The organism is Spirosoma aerolatum (assembly GCF_002056795.1).
Classification (GTDB): Bacteria; Bacteroidota; Bacteroidia; order Cytophagales; family Spirosomataceae; genus Spirosoma; species Spirosoma aerolatum.
The window spans coordinates 7,317,706-7,341,998 of the sequence record NZ_CP020104.1 but is presented as its reverse complement, the minus strand read 5'-3'; the positions used below and the strand labels follow the sequence as shown (position 1 = coordinate 7,341,998).

15 protein-coding genes are annotated in these 24,293 nt (G+C 47.7%); 6 read left to right on the top strand and 9 right to left on the bottom strand.

The window, feature by feature from the left end:
- Positions 1 to 68 precede the first annotated feature (68 nt).
- The 3 genes from B5M13_RS30640 to B5M13_RS30630 form a co-directional block, all read right to left on the bottom strand.
- Positions 69 to 2,942: a hypothetical protein gene (locus B5M13_RS30640; RefSeq protein ID WP_155297359.1), complete on the bottom strand. Its 2,874-nt coding sequence runs from the start codon at positions 2,940 to 2,942 to the stop codon at positions 69 to 71.
- A 165-nt stretch (positions 2,943 to 3,107) separates the two neighbouring features.
- A complete protein-coding gene (locus B5M13_RS30635; protein ID WP_080059274.1) occupies positions 3,108 to 3,443 on the bottom strand; it encodes a response regulator transcription factor in 336 nt (111 codons plus the stop codon).
- 532 nt (positions 3,444 to 3,975) lie between these two features.
- Complete coding sequence (locus B5M13_RS30630) at positions 3,976 to 4,980, bottom strand: LytTR family DNA-binding domain-containing protein (protein WP_080059273.1); 1,005 nt, start codon at positions 4,978 to 4,980, stop codon at positions 3,976 to 3,978.
- 352 nt (positions 4,981 to 5,332) lie between these two features.
- Here B5M13_RS30630 and B5M13_RS30625 point away from each other — a divergent pair, with 352 nt between their 5' ends.
- Entirely contained in the window at positions 5,333 to 6,445 is a 1,113-nt protein-coding gene (locus B5M13_RS30625) for a lysophospholipid acyltransferase family protein (protein WP_080059272.1), read from the top strand.
- A 100-nt stretch (positions 6,446 to 6,545) separates the two neighbouring features.
- On the opposite strand, the gene B5M13_RS30620 is transcribed toward B5M13_RS30625, so the two are convergent.
- The 3 genes from B5M13_RS30620 to B5M13_RS30610 form a co-directional block, all read right to left on the bottom strand.
- A complete protein-coding gene (locus tag B5M13_RS30620; RefSeq protein ID WP_179950469.1) occupies positions 6,546 to 8,108 on the bottom strand; it encodes an Rne/Rng family ribonuclease in 1,563 nt (520 codons plus the stop codon).
- A gap of 422 nt (positions 8,109 to 8,530) precedes the next feature.
- Positions 8,531 to 9,382, bottom strand: a complete 852-nt coding sequence (locus B5M13_RS30615; RefSeq protein WP_080060145.1) for a tetratricopeptide repeat protein — start codon at positions 9,380 to 9,382, stop codon at positions 8,531 to 8,533.
- A gap of 70 nt (positions 9,383 to 9,452) precedes the next feature.
- Positions 9,453 to 9,755 (bottom strand): HU family DNA-binding protein, encoded by a 303-nt coding sequence (locus tag B5M13_RS30610; protein ID WP_080059271.1) that lies wholly within the window; start codon positions 9,753 to 9,755, stop codon positions 9,453 to 9,455.
- Between the two features lie 140 nt (positions 9,756 to 9,895).
- Between B5M13_RS30610 and mutY the strand changes: the two genes are divergently transcribed.
- From mutY to gldE, 3 genes are all read left to right on the top strand, one after another.
- Positions 9,896 to 11,014 (top strand): A/G-specific adenine glycosylase, encoded by a 1,119-nt coding sequence (gene mutY / locus B5M13_RS30605; protein WP_080059270.1) that lies wholly within the window; start codon positions 9,896 to 9,898, stop codon positions 11,012 to 11,014.
- A 75-nt stretch (positions 11,015 to 11,089) separates the two neighbouring features.
- Positions 11,090 to 11,614: a single-stranded DNA-binding protein gene (locus tag B5M13_RS30600; RefSeq protein WP_080059269.1), complete on the top strand. Its 525-nt coding sequence runs from the start codon at positions 11,090 to 11,092 to the stop codon at positions 11,612 to 11,614.
- A 42-nt stretch (positions 11,615 to 11,656) separates the two neighbouring features.
- Positions 11,657 to 12,997 carry a gliding motility-associated protein GldE gene (gene gldE, locus B5M13_RS30595; protein WP_080059268.1) on the top strand — a complete coding sequence of 447 codons (1,341 nt, stop codon included), beginning with the start codon at positions 11,657 to 11,659 and terminating at the stop codon, positions 12,995 to 12,997.
- A 51-nt stretch (positions 12,998 to 13,048) separates the two neighbouring features.
- On the opposite strand, the gene B5M13_RS30590 is transcribed toward gldE, so the two are convergent.
- Positions 13,049 to 14,146 (bottom strand): LBF_2804 family protein, encoded by a 1,098-nt coding sequence (locus tag B5M13_RS30590; protein WP_080059267.1) that lies wholly within the window; start codon positions 14,144 to 14,146, stop codon positions 13,049 to 13,051.
- A 176-nt stretch (positions 14,147 to 14,322) separates the two neighbouring features.
- Here B5M13_RS30590 and B5M13_RS30585 point away from each other — a divergent pair, with 176 nt between their 5' ends.
- Together B5M13_RS30585 and B5M13_RS30580 are read left to right on the top strand one after the other, a co-directional pair.
- Positions 14,323 to 15,441: a DUF3500 domain-containing protein gene (locus B5M13_RS30585; RefSeq protein WP_080059266.1), complete on the top strand. Its 1,119-nt coding sequence runs from the start codon at positions 14,323 to 14,325 to the stop codon at positions 15,439 to 15,441.
- 155 nt (positions 15,442 to 15,596) lie between these two features.
- The gene (locus B5M13_RS30580; protein ID WP_179950468.1) at positions 15,597 to 17,201 is read left to right on the top strand and encodes a S8 family peptidase; all 1,605 of its coding nucleotides are present in this window, start codon (positions 15,597 to 15,599) and stop codon (positions 17,199 to 17,201) included.
- 101 nt (positions 17,202 to 17,302) lie between these two features.
- On the opposite strand, the gene B5M13_RS30575 is transcribed toward B5M13_RS30580, so the two are convergent.
- Both B5M13_RS30575 and B5M13_RS30570 read right to left on the bottom strand, forming a co-directional pair.
- Positions 17,303 to 20,185 carry a S8 family serine peptidase gene (locus B5M13_RS30575; RefSeq protein WP_245859573.1) on the bottom strand — a complete coding sequence of 961 codons (2,883 nt, stop codon included), beginning with the start codon at positions 20,183 to 20,185 and terminating at the stop codon, positions 17,303 to 17,305.
- On the bottom strand, positions 20,186 to 24,244 hold the full coding sequence (locus B5M13_RS30570) for a S8 family serine peptidase (protein ID WP_080059265.1): 4,059 nt from the start codon (positions 24,242 to 24,244) through the stop codon (positions 20,186 to 20,188).
- Positions 24,245 to 24,293 lie beyond the last annotated feature (49 nt).

The window sequence follows — 24,293 nt, the reverse complement described above, 5'->3', positions numbered from 1 at the left end:
GTAAAAATCTTATAACAACTATTGTTGATGGTATATAATTGTATATACCATCAACAATAGTTGTTATGTTAAGGGCAACCTGTTTTAGTCCCAACTTGAGTGAAAGGCGAACCGTCGGTTTTATTGCCAGTAAGCTCGATTCGAATCACATCTTTAGTTGCAGCTTGTGTAATACTTGATTGACTTTTAAAGGCGTTAGTATTTTCTAAACCTCCCCAAGCAAGCTTGAAATAGTAATCGTCACTTATCACATACCCTTTGCTTTCTCCATAAAATTTCAATTCGGATGCAATATCGCTAATAAACGATTGTACCATTTCATCATGGTGAATTTGATTTAAATCTGGCCTTTTCACTCCCATCCACGCAACGACCATATCTGGATAATCTGCGTTAGCCATTAGTGGGTCTGATGCAAAATAAGTAACTAAATAAGCATGTACTGATTCGTGAAGAATTGTTCTTGCAATAGATAAATCAGTAGCATCAGCAAATTTATTTGTATCGAAAGTCGTGGTGACAGAACGGTTTACTCTATCGTATGATTTAGTTTCTGCATTTGAATTTGCGCCTAATCTACCGTCCTTTAATATCCAATTATAATCCTTTTCTGTTCCAGAAAATTTCTTAATTATATCTGAAATTTGAGAGCCAGAAAGAAGAGAATATAAAACTATCTTCATACAAGGTTTTAATTGTGAGCTATTAATACTATCAGCTTTACTTGGCTCATTAGTTTGCTCTCCTGCTCCACTATTATTATTATCTGCATCGCTCACTGGGGTGCCGATATCCGAAATTTCCGGGAACGTTGGCGTATCCAAACTCCAATCATCACCACCCCAATGTTGTACGTCAATATCTTCCCAATGACTGGCTGTTACAGTTACTTCTGGTAAAGTATTATCATCTGAGGGAGTTGGACTACCCCCACCTCCGCCTACTCCTGCACAATTCTCGGTACCCGCAATAGTTAGGTCGCTAGGTACTATCGAACGAGCAAACCCATTTGAAGAGAGAGAGGGCTGAGGAGAAAAATGGCCTACTGCCACTGACTCAGAAAGTCTGTGAGAAGTACGTTCCAAGCTTACCTGATCAAACCAGACAGGGTTTTTACTGGCATTTTCTAGCCGTAAGGCTACGAACCCATCCTGAAGCGCATCTCCTTTCAGAATCAATAGCTCCCAATCCTGCCCGACAGCTTTGGAAATATGCACGGACTGGCGACGAACAAAGTTACCCCGCTTGTCATAGAAAGCCAATTCCATACCTGCTTTGGGCAATCGATCAGCGACTAAAAACTTGACCAAAGGGATCGCCAGAACAGTACTTAATCCAAGCATTGGGACGGTCTGTCTGGATTTAGAAAGAGGATGGTCTGTAGCCCCAGCAGGCTGATTAGCTAAGGTAATTCCGGCCACGATGCCACCGGCCACCGCTGTAGCTAGCTGGGGAGTCAAGTTCCGTTTCGTTACAGTTGGCGCGTAGGCAAAGGCAGTTACCGATAGTTCGTTACCCTGACGCACAGGAACCAACTTGCTGGTTATGGAACCTGGCTGACCTGAACGGCTAGCCCTCAGTTGAAGGGAGCTAATGCCTGAACGTCCCTTCGGCGTTGACTCAGTATCGACATAGCCAGTGCGGCCCGCTACCTGATTGCCACAGGAAGGGAATCCCCCTAATCCGCTATTGGGGCAGGTTTGAGTTGTTTTAGGGCTACCTGGAATGTGGGTACGAGTGCCTGCATAGCGAACACCGATGGTTAAGGGCACACCTGTTTTGTACTTGCCTGGAAATATATAATTAAAGACAAAGGCATTGAACCCTGATATGCCAAAGGCGTTGGCCACATCCTGCCGACTGACGACAGCCAGCACATTGGAAGCGGCTAGATGCCCATTGATATACACATCCACTTTGGTGGATTGATTCGGTGTATTCTTATTCAAAACCCAACCACTAATACTGTTACAATCAGCCCAATCCATATTTCCAGCCAGGTTACTAGGCGCTGGAGGCAGTGTTGAGGGAGTAGTTGGGTTAGTCGTAGTCGGTGGAGTTGTGGTAGAGTTATGAGGGTTATTCTCGGCAAAACAACTAGCAGTGCTGTTTGACATTAGACCCGTGGCTGTTAACCAATGTTGCGGTCTGAAATTACTACCATCCTGATAGGCAGCATATAATACCCCATTGTAGTAATGAGCATACATACGTTCCGTATTGAAGGTGAACAGGTACTGTCCTTCCGTATAAGTGCAGTTGCTATTTTGAGGTGGATTAGTCGTCGGTGGGGTTGTGGTAGAAGTATGGGGGTCGTTTTCAGCAAAACAACTGGCGGTGCTGGAGGTCATCATACCCGTAGCTGTCAACCAATGCTGGGGTTTAAAATTACTTCCATCTTTATATCCAGCATATAATGCCCCATTGTAATAGTGGGCATACACCGATTCGCCCCAACTGGTGGTGAATAGAAACTGCCCTTCGGTGTAGGCGCAACCGCTAGAAGGTGTAGAAGGCTGGCTGCCACCCGAACATCCATTGACCGTTTTGGGCGAAGCGCCCAACTCGCTGGCTACCCCGCAGATTCGCACCGAAACGGAGTGGTTCTGTCCGTTTTTCCAGGGGGCGTTTGCAGGAAAGCTGAAGGAAAATCCGTGGTAGCGAGCGGCCGTGGAGCCGAAGGCGGCTACCAAGTCCTGTCGGTCGCCGTTGGCCTGAATGCCGGAATAGGTTTTCACGCCGTCGATGTAGATGTCAACGGTGATGGTCTGGTTGAGGTTGGCCCTATCGAATGCCCAGCCTCCGACGCCATTGCAATTGGCATAATCGAGGGCGCCTTGTGGATTGCCCACTGAGCACTGTGCCCAGCTCGTTTGCATTGAGATCAGAAAGATCAGCATTGCGAATCCGTTATATACTAAAGGTTGGTAACGCTTTTTCATGCGGTTATTGATGGAGCTTTGCTCCAAAGAATACCACTTTGCCTACTCTTTTTCAGGCTTTTCGGCTTCTGCCTTTGTTGCGCGTCAACAAGACAAAGGTGAAAAGTGGGAGGCTGTAGCACATGATAAGCGTCTGCTATTTTGGATAGTAAGGTTCTACCTTTTTTATAGCTGTGTGAGTATATTATGATACCGTTGGGAAAATTGCAACAGGCTGAATGCGCCCTGCAAGCCTAGTTTTTGCGAAATCTGAGCACGCTGGTTATTGACCGTATGTGGGCTGGTAAAGAGGTGTTCAGCTATCTGGCGCGTAGTTAATCCATTGGCGATTAGGTGCAGTACCTCAAGTTCACGCTGAGTAAGCGTACTCAACGCCAGCAATACGGGGGTAGGTACATTGGCTATCTCTTTTATGTCAGACACTTCGAGGGCGGTCACTACCAGCGAAGCCAATGGCGATAAAGCTAATTTGGTTGTAAGGGTATTCGATTGGTTAGTCATAGCTCAATACGTGATGAATACGATAGATGGCGCAATTGAATGGCTGAAAGTAGGCGGAGATGGGCGATGAAATCAACCTGAATTGTATGAAATCACCATTTCACCGGATGAAATCACTAAAAAAACGACGTTAAGGTATAGACTAGCGTTGAATCAGACACAAGCCAGCGATTAAGGAGTTAAGGGTCTTTATAGCCTGGATAACTATTCAGGTTTTGATGCTTAAACTAAGGGCGGTCACTGGTAGGCTTGCCTACACTTATTATATAGTTGATTTCGCGCATGAAATGAGTGATTTCAGGCGATAGGTATTTTGTTTATTAAACGGACTACTAATCTTTGTTCAGGGGAGCCGAAGTAGTATATACAGTAATAGGTGGATGTGGCTAGTGTCAGGCTTGAGGAGCGAAGATTACTTTGTTTCGTCTTATCAGTTAAGACGCATTAATATGCTTCCTTCGTCGGCATGACAAAAGCGATATCCCAAAATTAAAGGCTGAGTTGTAGAGGTAATTGTGAAGAGAATACTGCCTTACAGGGCGTTTGCGTGTTCGGGTTTACCGGCTGGGTCGCGGCCTTGCAGCCACTCGCGGAACTCCTGCATGCGTACACGCGGTACGATGATTTCGTGGTGGCCTGGGTTATTCAACGTAACAATGTATTTGCCGTTTTCCCAATAGGAGTAGTGCAAAACGGCTTGTCGGTTCACAATATAATCGCGTTTGATGCGGAAAAACTGGGAAGGGTCCAATTCCGCTTCCAATTCATTGATGGTCTTATTGACCATATACCGTTCTTTGATCGTTTCGGCATAATAAGCACGTTCTTCCACCGTGAAGTAGTACGCTTCGTTGACAGGGAAATCGAATTCTCCCTGATTACCCTTGCCTTTGAGATAGCTTAGGTATTTCGAAGGTACTGTGGGTTTTGGTAAGAACGTTTCGGATAGCTCCAGGTACTTCTGAGCAGCTTCTGCCGCATCGGCTTCTGCCTTCTCTTGAGCCTCCTTTCGCTGGTTAAGATAATCCCTAAGTAGAGAAATATTAATAGCTATGTAGCCTATAATAATAACTGGAGCTAAGTATTTAAAATAAGTTGACCAAGTGTAAGTATAAAGAATATAATCATTCCAATATTTTGCTAGTGTATAGTTGGGATATTGTTCAAAAAAGTAACGAATAGTTTGGGTAAACGGATTAAAAACCCAAAATGCTACTAGCAATATAGGTAAACAGCGTAATTCATAGCGGCTGATAGATGGCCAGGAGTTTTCTATGGAAGTTATGTGTCTAATTCTGTGGTAAATATTTGTAAGAGCTATTACAATCAATAATGTGCAAAGCTCAGGTATGAATAGAGAACTAACAAGGACGCCGATATAATGAAATGCTCCCCCTGCTTTATCAACTAACTTATGTTTTGAATTAGAGGCAATAGACCAACCCACAGCTTCAATTAATGCTACAATGCTTAGTAGTATTATGACGCTGTTAAACGGCTTCTTTAAAAAAGCTCGGGTAATTTGAATCTCCTTCATGCGGGCCTCTTACACAAAAGTCGGACTAATATACTGGTAAATTTTAACTAATTGCAATCAATAATCATGACTTTTTTGTCATTGAAGGGCCTTTAAGGGTCCAGTAGCTTTGTATCATCAAATCAAGCAACAGCTTAATCAATAATACAAGCTACAAATAGTCATGAAAAAACAATTCGTTATCAAGCCAGCTCAAGCAGTTAAAAATGTAGTTAAGCCAATCTCTAAGTCTGAGTCAGGCAATCTTTTAAAGTTTTTAGCTGAAGGTTCTCCCTGCTGCTCGGGATGGGAGGTTACGTTTAATGGATTAGTTAGCTCCAAACCCGTTTTCTCGCTTTAATTTCTTACCAAAATGCGTACCACACGTCAACTTTACAAGCAGGAGTTGGAGCGTTGTCGCGCCCACTTCGAGCAGATCGACCTGGAGAAAGAACGGGGGTATTTGATGAAATACACTACTTTTTCGGCCAATGTCGAGAACCTGCTGCCTGCCATTCCCCGTCAGGAACATGATACGTTGTTCCGCGAGCTATTGTTGCAGCAGATGTTCACATCCTTCGATCAGCAGTGCCTTACGGCTGGTGATCTGGTAAAGTTGCGTGGAGCAGATCATCTGCTCGAAAAAGAGTATAGTCCCCGGATTTACTGCACCTATCATCTCGGTTCGTACCGGATGCTGACCAGTGTGCTGTTTCGTAAGGGAGTCGATTGTGTGCTGCTGGTTGGTAGTAACATGAATCGCAGTCAGGGGGACGGAATGGCCGAGCATATTGAGGGGTTACGACAAAAACATGGCCTTACTAATGTGTTTCGGGTGGTTGAAGCCGGAAGTCCTACGGCTGGGCTTACGGTGCTACGGGAATTAAAAGCAGGTCGGTCGCTGATTGTGTACGTCGATGGGAGCCCCGAAACGGGTCCTAAACCCGGCGAAGAATCCCAATTTCTTTCTGTACGCTTTGGACATCGTCGGATGCTCACCCGGAAAGGAGTTGGTTACCTGTCGCACGCTGCGGGCGTACCAATCGTACCTGTCGTTAGCTATCGTCGGTCCGATATGGCCAATGTGCTACACTGCCTGAAGTCGATCAAGCCGATTCCACAGAGTGATCGGGAGTTATACTGCCAGGAAGCTATGCAACAATTGTACGATGCGTTCTGGCCGTTTCTGAAGCAGTATCCAGGCCAGTGGGAAGGCTGGAACTATGTGCACCTGTTTTTAGAGCCGGAAAAAACAAAGAAGACGTATATGGGTTACCGGAAGCAGGTTGCTTTCAATGAAAACCGCTATACGCTATGCGATCTGGAAGAGGCACCTATTCTGTACGACCGCCGATTATATCAGACCTATGAGATTACGGAAGATTTACGGGACTTGCTCCTAAATCTTTCAGAGGTAGAGTCGGTTGAGGACCTCTTAGGTCAGGAAATGTTCAGTGAATTAATGGAGATGGAAGTGCTGCACTAGGCCACGTCTACTATCAACTATAAACGCCGAGGGATTACCAGATAGTCTGGTAATCCCTCGGCGTTATTCTGGTAAAATGTAGTAAAATTTTACTACATTTTTAGGCATTATTACTGAGTTCGATTTCTTCTCCCTGCTTGTTAAAGAACTTAAAGTTAACAATTCCTAACGAACTGTCCTTAATTACTTTAACCCATGTTTTATATTTCATATACCATTGCACTTGTTTGGAGTAAATACCCTTAGTGTAATAGGCATATAAAAGCGGATTCAAAGAAATCGAAATGCCCCGTTCATTTTGCTTGGTCAGGATATAATCGAGGTTGTTTTCAATTACATCCGTCACTAATACGCTGGCCTGAATGGTTCCTGTACCGCCACAGGTTGGGCAAACTTCCCGCGTCACAATATTCATTTCGGGCCGAACACGCTGACGGGTAATCTGCATCAGCCCGAATTTGGTAAGTGGCAGAATCGTGAACTTCGAGCGCTCGGGTTTCATTTCGTCGCGCATGATATCCTGCAGAAGCTTTTTGTTTTCTGCTTTCTTCATGTCGATGAAGTCGATGACAATAATGCCACCCATATCGCGCAGCCGAAGCTGGCGGGCAATTTCCTTAGCTGCCTCCCGATTCACACTAATAGCGGTGGCCTCCTGGTCTTCTTCGGAGTTCGATTTATTGCCGCTGTTAACGTCAATTACGTGGAGCGCTTCGGTGTGCTCAATAATTAGGTATCCACCACCTGGCAAGCTTACCGATCGGCCAAACAGCGATTTAAGCTGTTTTTCTAGTCCTAATGCCTCAAAAATTTTCGTTTTGCCTGTATAAAGCTTAACGATTTTTTCTTTCTCGGGGGCTATGGTGTGAATATAATCCCTGATCTCGTCGTACGATTCACGCGTATCGACGGTAATACTTTCGAACGATTCGTTGAGCATATCCCGCAGAATCGACGAAGCCCGGTTCATTTCGCCTAGTACCCGATCGCGTGGTTTGGCGTCACTCAATGACCTGATGGCCTGGTCCCACTTGGCTAATGAGTTTTGTAGATCGCGGTCGAGTTCCTCTACGTCTTTGTCCTGAGCTACTGTTCGAACAATAACGCCGAAATTTTGCGGTTTTAATGACGACATGAGCCGCATCAGCCGCGACCGTTCGGCACGGTCGGTAATTTTTTTGGAAAGGTTTACGCCATCTGAGAATGGCACCAGCACTAAATAGCGGCCGGCAATTGAGATATCGCAGGAAAGGCGTGGACCTTTGGTTGAGATAGGTTCTTTAACTACCTGAACCAGGATGGGAGCGTTTTTCGTCAGTACCTTATCGATTTTCCCAATTTTCTCGATAGGTGGCTCAAGCTTCATACCACTGAGCCGCCCGGTTGTGACGCGCTTGGCGATTACATCTTTGACCAGTTTGTTGAGCGAATTGACATTCGGCCCCAGATCCTGATAGTGCAGGAAACCATCTTTTTCATGGCCAACATCGACAAAGGCCGCGTTGAGGCCGGAGGATAATTTCTTGACTGTTCCTAAGTAAAGATCGCCAACGGTGAAGCTGCTGTCTAACTCTTCTTCGTGATACTCCAGCAGTCTCTTGTTTTGCAAGAGCGCAATCCGATCACCTTTCTGAGTAGAACTGATAACTAATTCATTACTCACAAGATGAATAAACGGTTAGAAAATGGCTGAGTAAAAAAATAGAAGCCACGTTCGGGCTTTACAGACCGGCCGAGGCTTCTATAAAATGAGCATTACGTTTACGGTTTACGGTTTATGGTTGGCTATGTGGCTATAAGTTATAGCGTCAACCAACCGTAAACCGTAAACCGTAAACCGTAACCTATTTTTTCTTATGCCGATTCTTTCTAAGCCGTTTCTTCCGTTTGTGAGTAGCAATCTTGTGCCGTTTCCGTTTCTTACCGCAAGGCATAATCGATAAAAGTTTTTAATGGTTGAAAATTCGTGTCGGCCAGACCACTCGGTTTAGCCCTTAAAATCAATGTATAATGAAAAATGAATAATATAGAATGAGCTGATCGGGGTTATCCTCGATCCATTGTACAGTATTCATTGTACATTCTTTATTTTAGCCGTTCCTCATATTCCTGAACAGCTGCCAGAATCTGCGGGTCTTTCTCCTGCTTCTTCACTTGAGCCAGTACTTGTCTGGCTTCGGCCTTCTGACCCGCTTCGGCTAAACTTACGCCCAAATAAAACTGCGCTTTCCGGCTGGCAGGGTTTGTAACCAGAATTTGCCGGAACCGTTCAATGGCCCGCTCATACTGATTTGACCGCATGGCCAGTAAACCTAAATTAAACAGAGCCAGTTCATTCGTTGGATCCTGTTTGATAACTTCCCGCAGCAGCATAATTCCCTGCATGGGCGTGTCGGTATTGACATAAGTCATAGCCATATTGGCTTTTGCCGACAGTAAATTTGGGTTCTTGGCGAGTGCCTGCCCGTAGTAATCACGGGTTTTCTGCCCCAGAAGTGCCGTTTTCTTTTCGTCAACAGCAAAGCTGTAGGCTTCAAAAAAAGCATCACCAGCTCGTAGCAGATTGCGCTCACTGGGAACCGATTTAACTAGTTCTTCAGCATAATAGGCCGCACTATCGTAGCGGGTAATTTCGTGCAAAAGAGTAATCAATTTTTCGCCAATGGCTTCTTTCTGCCCAGAGTTTGCTTTAGTAAACTCTGTTTCCAGTGCAGTCAGCTGTTTTTGCTGCTCGGTCGATAATGGTTTTTCATGTACAGATGCACCATTGCCGGATGCTGTGGGTGATTCAGTCTTCGATGGATTGGTAGCAGGTGCTTGCATGGCACGACCACCAAGCTGCTTGTTATCATTTCGTACGACTACTTTCGGTAAGGAGTATAATCCTACCGTGAGGGCCGAAGCCAATACGATAACAAGCAGCACGGATTTATTCATCATGGATGGTCGTCACGGGCAAATGCCTGGACTGGATTTTCCAGCCCTTCTGCCGTCGAAGCTACGTTGATCACTCAGCGGTTACTTTTGCTTTTTCGCTGGTTTTTACTTGTTCAACAAAAACCTTGGCGGGTTTGAAGCTCGGAATGAAGTGCTCATCAATTACCATAGCGGTATTTTTCGAGATATTCCGGGCTACCTTCTTAGCGCGCTTCTTATTGATAAAGCTGCCGAACCCTCTCACATAAATGTTCTCTCCCTCGGCCAATGAGTCCTTAACTACTGAAAAGAAGGTTTCCAATGTGTTTGTTACTTCTGCCTTATCAATGCCAGTCTTATCGGCGATCTCGGCAATTACATCTGCTTTCGTCACGACTTCTTAAACTTTAACGTTTTCTGTGTTGTTGAAAATTCGGGTCTCAAAAATGGGAGCACAAAGGTAGGGCTTTCCTATAAATTTAAAAAGTCTGGCCTTCCATTTTTCCTCCTAACGTTCTATTTTTCTGTTTTATTTTGGATTGGCAATCAGACATTAACAAAACCGAAGTCACCTTCGCGCCTGTATTGGAGAGGTGGTATGAGGTTCATAAACGCGACCTGCCATGGCGGCACACGCGAGATCCGTATCGTATCTGGCTATCGGAAATAATCCTTCAGCAAACCCGTGTAGCGCAGGGAAAACCCTACTACGAACGCTTTGTGAAAGCCTATCCGACGATAGCTGATATGGCTCGGGCCGACGAGCGTGAACTGCTTCGGTTATGGCAGGGACTGGGGTATTATTCCCGTGCCCGCAACTTGCATCAGACTGCTCGTTATGTAACTCTTCAATTGGAGGGAAAGTTTCCTTCTACTTACCATGAACTACTGAAAATGAAGGGTATAGGAGCCTATACAGCGGCTGCTGTGGCTTCATTTGCCTTTGGCGAGCGGGTGCCGGTTGTAGATGGGAATGTGTACCGGGTACTGGCTCGTGTATTTGGCATAACAGATGAGATTACAACAACGACAGCAAAAAAAACATTTGCCGCTCTAGCTAGTCGGCTGATCCAGTCGGCTACTGATCCAGCTACTTATAATCAGGCCATTATGGAGTTTGGGGCTATTCACTGCACACCCGTAGCCCCCGATTGCCTACTTTGTCCACTCCAGCAAGTCTGTGTGGCCTACCAGACAGGTCGTCAGCATCTACTGCCCGTAAAAGCAAAGAAAGCGCCTGTGCGGGAACGCTTCTTTTCGTATCTGGTTTTCCGTCACCAAGGAAAGTTTGCCATGCGGGAGCGGACAACCCGTGATATTTGGCAGAATCTCTACGATTTCTACCTATTGGAAACCAGCGAATTGGTTTCTCAACGTATTTTAGGGGATAATCAGGAATCTTTCTGGCCGCAATTATCGTTACCTGAACCAATCCTTGACGCAGTAATGAAAGAGATTTTGGTTACTCCGCCGGTCGAGGCTATGCAATTGTTATCTCATCAGCGAATACGTGCCCAATTTTACCTGATTGAGTTACCAGATGACGCTATTTCCCTTTTGCCCAATGATTTACATTGGTTTAGTGAAGAAGCTATAAGTCAACTACCAAAGCCGGTATTGGTTACAAACTATTTGAAAGATCTGTTTGGATAAGTCGGTATAATTTGGTATCTTTATTCTTCTTAAACGCCACATAAGTTAATTCGTAACACCAACAATACAAACAGCATGGCAAGTCTTAATAAGATGATAATAATCGGTAACCTGGGTGCCGATCCTGAAGTGCGATACCTGGATGGCGGAGCCGTGGTAGCTACCTTCAATGTCGCCACTACCGAGAAATTTACCAACCGAAATGGAGAAAAAGTAGAGCAGACAGAGTGGTTTCGGATTGAATTATGGAATGAACAGGCCAAAGTGGCTGAAAAATACTTAAAGAAAGGAAATTCGGTTTATGTAGAAGGGCGGCTGCGGACAGAAACCTGGACGGATAAAGAAGGAAAAGAGCGGACATCGCTGCGTGTTCGGGCCAATACCATGCAGTTGCTGGGTAGCCCCAACAGTGATCGTTCGGACGAGGTGCCTTATGAAGCGCCCCGCCAACAGGTTGCACCTGCTCAGCCCGCGAGTGCCCCTCGTCCGCAGGCTGCGCCAGCGCCCCGTCAGCAACCCGCCGGAACACCTGAACGCCGACGAGAGCCGGAGCCTGTGCCTTTTGAGAGCAACAGTGGTGATGATGACCTTCCTTTCTAACCACCATATAGCCGCTCTATTGTTGAACGAGAACTGATATACATGGATCCTGGTGACCCACTTCCTCGACAGGTGCTCCCAGCCGTAGATGGCTGGAGCACCTATTTTGATTTATACGCCCCTTACACGGCTTTAATTTTACTGCTGCTCACGCTGGCCGGTCTGGTATCAGCGTCCGAAGCCGCCTTCTTCTCGCTATCGCCCGATGACCGTGCTCAGTGCCGGGAGAGCGCTAAAGGGCCAGATCAACGAATTGCCCAGCTTTTGGAACGTCCTAAGCGTTTGCTGGCTTCGCTGGTCATTTTTAATAACCTACTCAATATTGCCATTGTCGTTATTGTTACCTACCTGACATGGGAGTTTTTACAGGGGGTAGCTAATGCCGATTGGATATTGATTGGAGTAGCCCTGACTACAACTGTTGCTATTGTCTTATTTGGGGAGATCGTTCCAAAAGTGTATGCCAGTCAAAACAACTTAAGTGTGGCTCGCCAGACGGCTGCTTTAGCGCAGATTGGCCTGATGGTTTTTCGGCCATTGGCTATGATGCTGGTCAATCTGAGCAATCAGGTCGACAAACGGATTCAGCGACGCGGGTACAAACTATCTGTCGAAGAACTGAGCCAGGCGGTTGAACTGACCGGGGTCAATGCAACCGTCGAAGAAAAAGAAATCCTTAAAGGGATTGTCAACTTCAGCAATCTGACAGCCCGGCAGGTGATGCGAACCCGGCTCGATATTTCGGCTGTAAAGGACCAATTGCTATTCAGTGAACTGATGGCGCAAATCAACGCATCTGGTTACTCCAGAGTGCCCGTTTATGGTGAGTCGCTGGATGAAATAGAAGGAATTCTCTATATCAAGGATTTGCTACCGCACATTCATGAATCGGACGACTTCCGATGGCAATCCTTATTACGTCCGGCCTATTTCATTCCCGAAAATAAAAAAGTAGATGATTTACTCCAGGACTTCCAGAAGCGTCGGGTTCATATTGCCATTGTCGTCGATGAGTACGGCGGCACTCGTGGCTTAGTTACCCTCGAAGATATTATCGAAGAAATCTTTGGCGACATTAATGACGAGTTCGATGAGGAAACGCCCGTAGGCTACCGGCGCGAAGATCCGCAGACAGTTGTATTCGAAGGAAAAATGCCTTTGACCGATGTATGCCGAATCCTGAATGTGGATGCCACTACGTTTGAAGACGTACAAGGGGATAGTGAATCGCTGGGAGGGTTATTACTCGAACTGTTTCATCGATTACCAAAAGCAGGTGATGAGACCAGATACGATGGATTTGTATTCCAGGTGCTTTCGGCTGATGATAAACGGATTAATGAGGTTCGTGTACGAAAAAATAATGTGGTTGCTCAGGAATAATGGCCATAGGTTTATGAATAGGAGGAATGGCCTTTGTCAATCGTAAAGTAACTAAACCCACAAACCACGGCCCTGATTATAATCCACACTCATTTGCCGGACTTCTTTGACAGAATAGGTCATAAAGCCAAGTTGTCGAAGCTGATGAAGACGCCCTTTTTCAAGTCGTGATAGCCTTCCATCAATTAACGCTCCAAACACCATGAGCCGCTCCAGACTACGGCGTACTGCGATGGGCGTTTTAGGAGCCTGTTCAGTAAATGTACCGGCAATGGCTGTCCCAGCCTGAAGCTCAAATCGGTCTTTCAATGTTTCAGTGAGCAGAAAATGGGCATAGTTGTAAGGGCGGTCTAGAATGGAAAGGTATTGAAGCGCATCCATAATCAGTGGACGAAACTGATCATTTTTACCCCACTCTTCATACAGCTCGTGTACGAATTCGCGGATGGTAATAGGGGCCATCACACGTACCTGAGCTTCGTGTAATACCTGTCGGGATGACCAGACATTCCATAGGGCGTAAACTGGCACCCCAATCAGATCCGAAGCCGGTTGTCCAATAAAAGGCTGGGCAATAAACCGTACGATCAGAGCTGTTAGAGACGCTTTGATTATATTTAGTAAGAAGAAAAGGGTTAATCCCCAACGGGGCATGGTCAGATAAGGGTCAATACCGAAGCGTAGAAAACCCGGTTGCGATTTGTTGACAGCGGCTGTGGCCAGTGCCTGCAAATGACGTTCGTATTGCGCATCATGCGCACGGGGAAACTGACAGACTTCCATGATGGTCTTGGTTCCCCAGCCATTTATTGCCAGCAATAGATTAATTTCCAGATATACCAGTAGCAGCGTGTATAGTGTCGTAATCAGCGGTAATTCATAGGCATTCCCAAACAGCCCAATCGGTGTATTGCTGAATAGATCAGGCCAAGTGTATTGGGGCAAATGCAACAATAAGCCACCAAACAACCCTAGCAGCGCTGCCATGGTTAAGGTTGTGAGTTTTGCACGTCGAATAATCCGATATTCGAGCGGATTGAACACAAAAGGCTCGTCGCTTGGATGCGGTATATCAAGTGCCTGCCGCAAATAGCGTAAAGACAGGTGGTCGAATGGACCCGTACTGTTGTTCGGAGGCCGGGTGGACATGATCGTATTTTGTAACAGTGAGTTATGCGTTTAACAAGCAAAATACCCAGGTTGTTGGAAAACAATGGGATATAATTAAACGACTTTAACAGAACAGTTAAACTTCCGGCAACAGCCAATAGGTAAATGCGATCTTAAACCCCCTTTACAATCTATTCGATAAATGCCCTTCTCCTATGAAACATGTATTTTTTCTCGTTGGCTGCCTATTGGTCGGGCATCTGCGCGTATCGGGCCAGGTTGCTCCCTCGCCCAGCACACTGCCTGTGCAACAACGAACAAAAGACGAGATGACAAATGCTGCCAGAACGTTTCTGGCAACGCTCACGCCCGAGCAGAAGCAAAAAGCTACCTTTACTTTTGGTGATGAAGAGCGATTTAACTGGCATTTTGTGCCCAGAACCCGAAAGGGATTGCCGCTGAAAGAAATGACGGCCGAACAGCGAAAGGCGGCTATGGATTTGCTCAAAACAGGGTTGAGTGTGCAGGGCTATGAGAAAGTGACGTCCATTATAGACATGGAAAATGTTCTCCGCGTTATCGATAATCGACCGCCCAATGATACCTATCGCGATCCGGAAAATTACTCGTTTACTGTGTTCGGCGATCCTTCCAGCAAAGACCCCTGGGGTTGGCGTATCGAAGGGCATCACCTGTCGTTGAATTTTTCGAGTGCTGATGGGAAGGCTTTAGCCTACACGCCAACCTTTTTTGGTAGTAACCCTGGTGTTTTGCGATACGATCCCCAAATGGCCGATAAACGCATGTCGGACCCACGGGTGAAGGAGCTGCCTCAGAAAGGCAGAGAGATTCTGAAGCAGGAAACTGAACGGGCATTTGCTTTGCTGAAAACACTTTCCGATGACCAGCGGAAACAGGCAGTCCTCGACCCAGTGGCTTACCCGGAAATTGTGACTAGCAACAAGCGGAAAGCATCATTGGAAAAAATGGAGGGGCTGACGTATGCCGACATGAATGCCCAGCAGAAAAAACTGTTTAAAGATTTATTGCAGGCCTATCTGGCGGCTTATCGGATTACGCTGGCCAAGCAGCAGATGGATAAGCTGGAGAAAGCTGGATTGGATAATCTACGGTTTGCCTGGGCCGGTGATCTGACACCCGAGCTGGGGGCTGGTAAAGGTTGGTACTATCGCATTCATGGCCCAACCATTCTGATCGAATACGACAATACACAAACGAACGCTAATCACATCCATACGGTGGTTCGGGACCTGACCAACGATTGGGGCGAAGACCTACTGGGTGAGCATTATCAGAATACCAGTCATAAGTAGTCTGTTGAATAAATAGTATAAATAATGGCCTTTGGAATACATTGTTTTTCCGAAGGCCATTATTTATACTGTCGACCTAATAATCATTTAACAACTTTTAAGCCTTTTTATAGGGTACTTCTTCGTAATTTGTGAAGATTATTTGTTATCAATTCATGAAGAAACTCCTTATTAGCGCGTCGGCTTGTCTGTTTACAGTGGCAGCCCTGGCGCAGCAAACGCAGTGGTATCTGCAAGATAAAACCGATAATACGGCCGGAATTAGCGTGGAGCGTACCTATCGCGAACTTCTGAAGGATCGTAAACCTACGCCTGTCGTTGTGGCTGTTATCGATGGTGGGATCGATACAACGCATGAAGACCTTCGCCGGATACTATGGGTGAATCCAAAAGAGATTGCCGGTAATGGAAAGGACGATGACAAAAATGGCTATGTAGATGACCTACACGGCTGGAACTTCATTGGTGGTAAAGACGGGCGCAATGTCAGCTATGAGACGGCTGAAGTGACCCGATTATATGTCCAGTTAAAGCCCAAATATGAAGGCAAAGACCGGAAAAGCCTGAAACCTGATGAGCAGAAAGAGTATGATCAGTACGTGAAGGCGAAGGAGGAAGTTGAAAAGAACCAAACGAAGTATAAAGCGGAGTATCAGGGTATCAGCCAATTCTATAGCCAGTACTCGTCGGCGGTCGATAACCTCAAAAAAATGCTGCATGTAACGAAGCTCGACACAATGACCCTTCGGAAGGCTGCCGATACGCTAAGCGATGCGGCCATGAAACGCCCTGTGTTGGGTGTACTTCGGTTGTTGCGTCAGCAGGGGGCTCCTGATGCCGATGTTGTACTGGAAGAGCTTGAAAAATACAATGAGCAGTTAAAGTCGCGGGCCGAATACAACTATAATCCAGATTTCGATGCACGCTCAATTGTTGGCGATAACCCGAATGACCTGAATCAGCGCGATTACGGAAACAATGATATTGCTGGTCCCCGTCCTGACCACGGTACGCACGTTGCGGGTATCATCGCAGGCGATCGTACAAACAATCTGGGGATTATGGGCGTCGCCGATGCGGTACGAATCATGGGGGTTCGGGCCGTACCTGATGGCGATGAGCGCGATAAAGATGTGGCCAATGCCATTCGGTATGCTGTTGATAATGGTGCCCAGATTATCAACATGAGTTTTGGCAAAGATTATTCGCCCCAGCGCAAAGCGGTTGAGGATGCTGAACGGTATGCGCTTTCGAAAGGAGTGCTTCTGGTTCATGCAGCTGGAAACGATGGAAAAGACATCGATACGGCGGCCAATTACCCTGCTCCCCGCTTTATGGATGGAACCGCTATTCCGAACGTGATTACGGTAGGTGCCAGTGCTCAGCCAAATAACGCTGAGCTGATTGCCAGCTTCTCGAACTACGGAAAGCAGAATGTCGATGTCTTTGCACCGGGGAAAGATATTTACTCGACCGTACCGGGTAGCAAATACGAGAACAATAGCGGAACCAGTATGGCATCGCCCGTAGTGGCGGGTGTGGCGGCTGTGTTGAAAGCCTATTTTCCCAAGCTAACCTACGCCGATATTAAACGCATTATTCTGCAATCGGCAACTCCGTACACCACCAAAGTAACCCGGCCTGAATCTAGTGATCTGGTTGCCTTCAACACGCTGTCGAAAACCGGTGGTATTGTGAACCTGTATGAGGCTGTAAAACTGGCGCTTGCTCAGGAAGCCGCATCGGGCAAAGGCAAATAATCGAGAAACTTCTTGAATAAAAATGGGCAATGGTCAGTATATCAGGCCATTGCTCATTTCATTTTAGGGAGTTTATACAGGTAGTTAACGTCGTAAAAAGCTTATTTCTTAATAAATCGACTGGTTTGAGAGGTAAGGCCATCCGTTAATTGAAGGATGTATAATCCGGGGGGTAAATCGCCAACCGAAATGGCCCCTTCAAACTGACCGTTATGGGCGGTTAGGGATACTTGGTGGTGCTGGAAAACACCATGCAGGTCAAATATGCCAATTTGGACCTGTTTTGACGCTGGGTTCACGTAACGAATCGACAAAGTCGTTTCGGCGGGGTTTGGGTAAATCATAAATAGGTTAGTTGGGTCGGGGTTAGTAGCAGTAAGGAGAGCGGTTGTTCGAACCGAGCGAACGGTTGACCAGCCTACACAGGAGCGTTGTGTCACCTGCACTTTATATACACCCGCCTGAGCAACGGCAAGACGATACTCACGGGCATTGGCAATGGCCTGATCGTTTCGATACCATTGGTACTGATATGAGGTATCGATAGGGGCTTTTAGCGTGACTGTAGCCCCTTGGGGCAGGTATAAGTCAGTTTCTTCAGGTAATAAGGTAAGGCTATTGACCGACGATGACAGAAGGACTGTTGCGTTGGAAACAGCCTGACAACCATTTTGCGTGACCCGTACCTGGTAGCGCCCAGGCTGGTCTGCACTAAGCGTGCTGGAATGAGCGCTGTTAATGGTTGAACCATCCCGTAGCCAGTCGAAAGTGGCTCCTGTGAGCGTTCCTCCTTTGATAGGGACAACGGTCAATTGGACCTGATTGTTGGTACTGCAAAGTAGCTGATTTCCCGATGGGGTAAGATTGATTTCTGCGTTCCGAAGGGTAATCGTTACGGGTTGTGAGGTAGCTGAACAGCCGTTTTCAGCTGTAATACGGAGTTTATACGAACCCGCCTGCGTGGCCTGATAGGTAGATTTAGTGGCGCCAGTCAGGAGCGTGTCGTTCCGAAACCACTTGTACTGCGTAGTGGTAGAAGCCGTATCCGACTGTAAAAGCAGTGTAGTACCGGGGCAGATGGTGGTATCCTGCGTTGGCACAATGCGAGCTGTTAACTGACAGTTTATTCGGTAGAGACCACTGACAATAATCGAGTAAGGCTGGCTGGAGTAAGTCATCTTACCTTTATGCGAAACCGTGATGGTATACGTTTTGCCAGGTACCGGATTGGCAATGTATACTTGCTCTATATTGTCGCGGATATTATCGCCCCGAGTGGCAGCCAGAGCAGGTTGGGCCGGATTTAGGACAAAGGGCAGCATCGTTTGCTGGCCGTCGCTGATTCGCAGATCAAGGTCATTGACCAACTTGGGCGTTCGACTGTTCACTGAAGCAGACGTAATACTGGTTGCAGTACTTTCCGGGTCAGTCCAGGATAAGGTAACGATGAGCGGCTCATTGCCCTGAGCTACAATCGATTTCGTGAAGGTACTGCCCGGTGTCAGGCTTTGTTCCAGGAAAAGATGTGCCCGATTTTCATTCAGGACCAGTCGTGCAGCCGCTTCGGTATTGAGTAGGCCCCAACCCTGGCGGTAATCGGGACCGGCCTCCGGGTTTGGTCGGTCGGCTGTATGAAGAACCAGCCCCTTCAGCGTAGCAGCCCGCATAAATTGCCCACCCGATAGGGCACCAGCGGCACGCTGACGTGCATATAATTCCTGTAGTAGGAACAAGGAACCCGATACATTGGCCGAGGCCATTGATGTGCCGCTATAGGTGCCATACGCGTTTACACTGCTGCCTACTGACGAGAATACGCTCGTGCCAATGCCAAGTAAGTCGGGTTTAATTCGGCCATCGTCGGTAGGTCCCCAGCCACTGTACGAAGCAGACCCAGCCAGCACGGGCACATTCTGGCTAGTGTAGGTCACATTGGCTGCTCCAACCGTCAGAACATTTTTAGCGGTTGCATCGGCTGGAATCACATCGTACGTATCGTTTCGACTCCGGGCAACTGTACTCTGAACATCCGTATTTTTCAGGTAATAGGTTGTACCATCGGGAGGGCCTGTTTCCGCCCGTTTGTTATCGGCCGAACGAACCATCAGGAAAAAGGGATTATTATAAGCCAGTTTATCCAGGTCCTGAGTCTTCATCGAATAGAATCCGAACAGGTAATCTTCTGTCGCGTTGATGGATGGAGTGCCCCACCATTCCCACTTAAGGTCCGGATTTGTTCCTGGTCTTGAGTCGTTATATACCCAGCCTGCTACGGGGCCATAAGCATGGTTGGAGATGAGCAGATTGGGGGCTGCAGTAGTCAGTTCGCTGATGTCATCGGTATAATCCCATACGGATAATTGAGAACCGAAAGCCATCCCCTTTGCACTGGCATTGATGCCCTGAGCTACCAATGTACCTGCCAGATGGGTGGTGTGATCGTTGACCGATGCACCATTGTCTTTCTGGATAATCTTGGCGTTTCCATAGGGCGTCCCCGTAAATTCCTGATGTGTGTTGAGCACCCGACCGCCATCCCATAGACCCAGCCGGCCTTCCATTAGCGTCGAATTTCCCGACAAGGCAATCGGTAACGAACCACCCCCCTGTAGAGCCTGCGTCCGGGTGCCCTGAGCCGCTTCGACATTATGAAGCGAATAATAAACAGGTTGCCCCAACGGGTCAATTTCCTGAAGGGTAAGAACTCGTTGATTGGAATAATTTTTGCGGATAGGCCAGTGATACCGACGGGCAAATTGACGTGTTTTTTGGCGGTTCTTTTCGTATCGTTTAAGTAAATCGGTTTGCCAGTTCGTTATACTGTTTTGTTGAGAATGTTGTGCCCAGGCGGGGCTGGTGGTAGCCCCTGATAACAACGCCAGACATAGGTACAGCAACAGGACAAAAACCCTGAAATTGATATGCTGTGCCTTATAAGATGTAACTGACGTGTGCCTGTAGAGCCGTTCCAGATGTCGTTGCAATTAGTGTTTGCGAATCCGTTTTACCTGAACGCTTTGCGTTCGGTCGTCTTCAACAACCACAAAAAACGTACCGTCTGGCAGGTCACTCACATCGACTACCGCTGAATAACTTTTTCCATCTTTTTGTAGAGTAGCCCTCCGAACAATTCGTCCCTGCAAATCGGTGAGTTGAAAGGTAGGAAGTTGAGGGAGCGAAGCAACCGTCCAGGAGATGGTCAGCTCCTTATTGGCTGGGTTTGGGTATACACTCAACCTTTCTTCGGTGCTGGCTGGCTCTGTAGCCAGAATGGTAATCACTACTTCGCTGGATGTAGCTACACCACAACCATTCACATTTCCCTGAACTGCATACCGCCCCGACTTAATCGCCGTGTAATTGGGGGACGTAGCACCACTGATCGGAACGCCATCCAGCAGCCATTGAATAGTGGAAACCGCATTGGAGGTAAGCGTAATCCCATTAGCCGTTACGGCCGGAGTTTGTGGTGTATTGACCGCAACAGTTGTAGCCGATGAACTGACTGGCAGGCAGGTGTTGGCTACCCGTACGCTATAATTGCCAGCCGTATTGGCCTGAAAAGTACTGCTCGTGGCGCCAGAAATGAGTTGGCCATTTCGATACCACTGATAGGTCAGTCCGGTTGCGTTCGTTGTCTGCAAGGTTAGGCTGGTTCCCTGACAAATGCTGGTTGAACCCGATGGACTGATGGAAGCGGTTGGATACGTGCCCGTCGAAATACCAACGGGTGTCCGTTGTGGGTTCGGACAGTCCAGCGACCTGACTTTCAGGTTGTAGAAATAATACCAGGACGTTGTCAGTGTATCGGTTGAAGTACCGCTATTGAACAAGGCACCTTTTAGGGTAACGATAGGCTGGCCATTCTGCACTTTGAGCTGATAAGGAACGCCAGACACTCCGCTATTGCTCCGAAAGATAGACGCCCCTCCTGAATAAGAAATCGTGATCTTGTAGTCGCCGGCTGCGGGGATGCGCAGATTTAATGGATAGACAGCGCCCGGATCGTTGGGGTCGTCCAATAAATTCCCATTGCTGGTGGTTGCCGTTAAACTTTGGTCGCGGGTAGGGGTAACGTCCAGTGTAACGCTGGAAACGGTGGTGTTGTCGTACTTAGTGACCGTAAATGTAAGCTGGCCCGCATCGCCGATATAGAGCCGGGCACTTTCGATAAGCAACGGAACCGTGGTGGAAATAAGTGGAGACGGGGTATAGGCACCGTAGTAGGTTCCACCACCAAATACAGATTTAGTAGCCGGGCCAATCGTCCCCGAAAAATCGTTGAGAGCCGCGTAGAACTGCCCTGCCGATGGCACTCGTTGTGCAAACGTCTGATTCCCCGCAGCCAGTAGGTTGCCACCTGTGGGCGTATCGTACCAGAAAGCCGTACCCTCGCCTGTATTTCGGAGTGAAATCAACGTATCAGAACCGCAGCGGGTGGCTGTGAAGATTCCATTTGTTGGCGTATTGCCTGTCGTTCGGGTTTCGACGATGCTGTTATTGGCTGTATTTTGGTCGGAGTTTAGACCCGTGCTGATTGTAAATCGATACGTCTGTCCAGCTAGCAGCGATGTACTGGCTGGTTTATTCAGGGTTAAAATACCATCCCGAAAAGCCGAAAGTTTGGGTAGTGTTCCGGTCAGTGTCGTTACGTCGGTATTATTGGCATCCGTAATTTTTACCGTGACGGGCACGTTGGTCTGGTCGACAGAACCGTAATTGTGCAAGCGGACCGTTATGGCCAGATCGGACGTGGTCAGACCACAGAAATTGGCATCGGGCGAAATCAGGGCCGTAGCGCCAACGTCGTTTAATGTCTGGATGATGGTTAGGGTATAATCCTGGGTTTCGCCATTGCCGTAGGTGCTGCAAGCCACCACATTGGCAGGGTTATCGGTTTCGGTTGCCACAATTCGTAAGCGAATCGTCTGGCTGTTCTGAACGCTTCCTGGAATGGTTACGGTGGTTGAAAACTGATCGGAATTCGGCAAAACACCCGACGTCGCGATAGTTTCGCCTGCATCGTCGAAACTGCCGTTCTGGTTCCAGTCGGCAAACGCTTTTACTACCACGTTTTTGACGCTTCCGCACGTACCCAGCGACACAATTAGTGGGATCGGCTGGTTGGCTTGAGCGCTTGTGCTCACCTGCGAAAAATCGGTGTAAGACGTACAGCCATCGGCTCCGGCCTGATTGATGCTCCCGAACTGGACCCGGCTGATTTTGGTATCGGCCGTTGAGGCTGGTTTCGATTCGCAATATACTTTCCCGCCGATGCCGCTCACCAGCAGGGCGTAATCCTGTTTGCTTCCACTCAGCATGCCTTTTTGCGAAATAATTAGCGTGTAAGTCTTTCCCGGAATGGTATTGGTTAGTAATACCTGCTCGATGTTGTCGCGGATGTTATCGCCATGAGTAGCGGCATTGGCTGGATTTTCGGGGTCTAATATCCAGGGTTGCCAGGTTGTGGTGCCATCACTGATACGAATATCGAGGTCGTTGACCAGTTTGGGAGTTCGATTGTTCAGCGAGGCAGAGACAGCAGCAGCCGGGTCGTTCCAGCAGATGGTCGCAACGAGTTGTCCCCGACCCGATGCAACCACCTGAATGGTGTCGCGTTGCCCCTGATTGAGTGTTCGTTCACTAAGCAGGTGGGTCTGGTCGGTGTTGCCAATAACCTGGGCCGCTTTCTCCATATTCAGAAGCCCCCAGCCGTACCGATAATCAGGGCCGGGCGATGGACCGGCTTCGCTGGCCGTATGCAGCACTAGCCCCCGGAGGGTAGACGACCACATGAATTTACCCGCATTGAGCTGGTTGTAATATTCCTGAAGGAGCAATAGTGAACCTGAGACGTTTGGCGTTGCCATCGACGTACCACTCAGGCTCACGTACGCACTATCGCTACTGGAATTGGCTGATAACAGGTTTACTCCGATGCCTACAATATCGGGCTTGATCCGACCGTCATCGGTAGGCCCCCAGCTACTAAAATCAGCGAGTTTAACGTCTGATGCCTGATTGTATCCATAAGCCAGATCGTTCACGGCTCCCACTGTCAGGATATTTTTCGCTACGCCGTTTGTTGAAATCTGGTCATAGCCCGTTTGACGGTCGCGGGTTACGGTGCTGAGTTTATTACCGTGATTGACCAGGTAGTATGACTGTCCTCCACCCGGATACCCATCGGCTCCATGATCGTTCCCAGCCGATTTTACGATCAGGTAATACGGGGCTGCATTAGCAATCTGATCCCAATTGCGGGCGCGTGAGTCATAAAGACCGAATTTATAATCGAAAACCTGACTGACACTCGTATCGCCATACCATTGCCATTGGGTCGAACCCGTCAGATCAGGATTATACTGGTAGCCTGCCAACGAGCCATAGGAGTGATTGGAAATCAATAGGTTTGGTGACGCGGCAGTCATTTCCGATATATCGCTCGAATAATCCCAGGCTTGTAGTTTGGCCCCAAATGCCATACCTCGCGCCAGGGGATTTACCCCCGCACCGATCATTGTGGTGGCTACGTGGGTAGGGTGTTCTTCATCATCGATAGTGGTGCTGGCTTTGTCGTTTTGGGTAACACGGCCTTTCAGTTCGACGTGACTGCTCAGAACAGCACCACCATCCCAGATACCCAGCTTGTTTTGTACCGACGCACTGCTTCCCGACAGGTTCAACCCCAGACTCCCTCCCGAATACAGCGACGATGTTTTAGTGCTATTGGCCGCCTGTGCATTGCCTACAAGGGTAGTACCCTGGTAGAGTAAATTTCCAAAGTCATCGATGCCGACCAGCTCAACAATACGCCCATTGGAACGTACCTCCCGCAATGGTCTTCCCAGTTGTTTGGCCAATGAAACCGCTCGATTGTAACTGGCATCGTGAGCTTGCTGAATCAGTTGCCGAAGCTGCGTGATCTGCTGTCGTTGCGCCGACGAATAGGGTATAGACTGAGCCGAAACAACGGATTGAATCCCTGCCAGTAAAAGAGCCGAAAGTAGCCTGTATGGGTGAGACCGTAGAATGTGAAGCATATGGAAAATGGGTCGCCTACAGATCAAGAACGAAAGCGTATGTATAGAT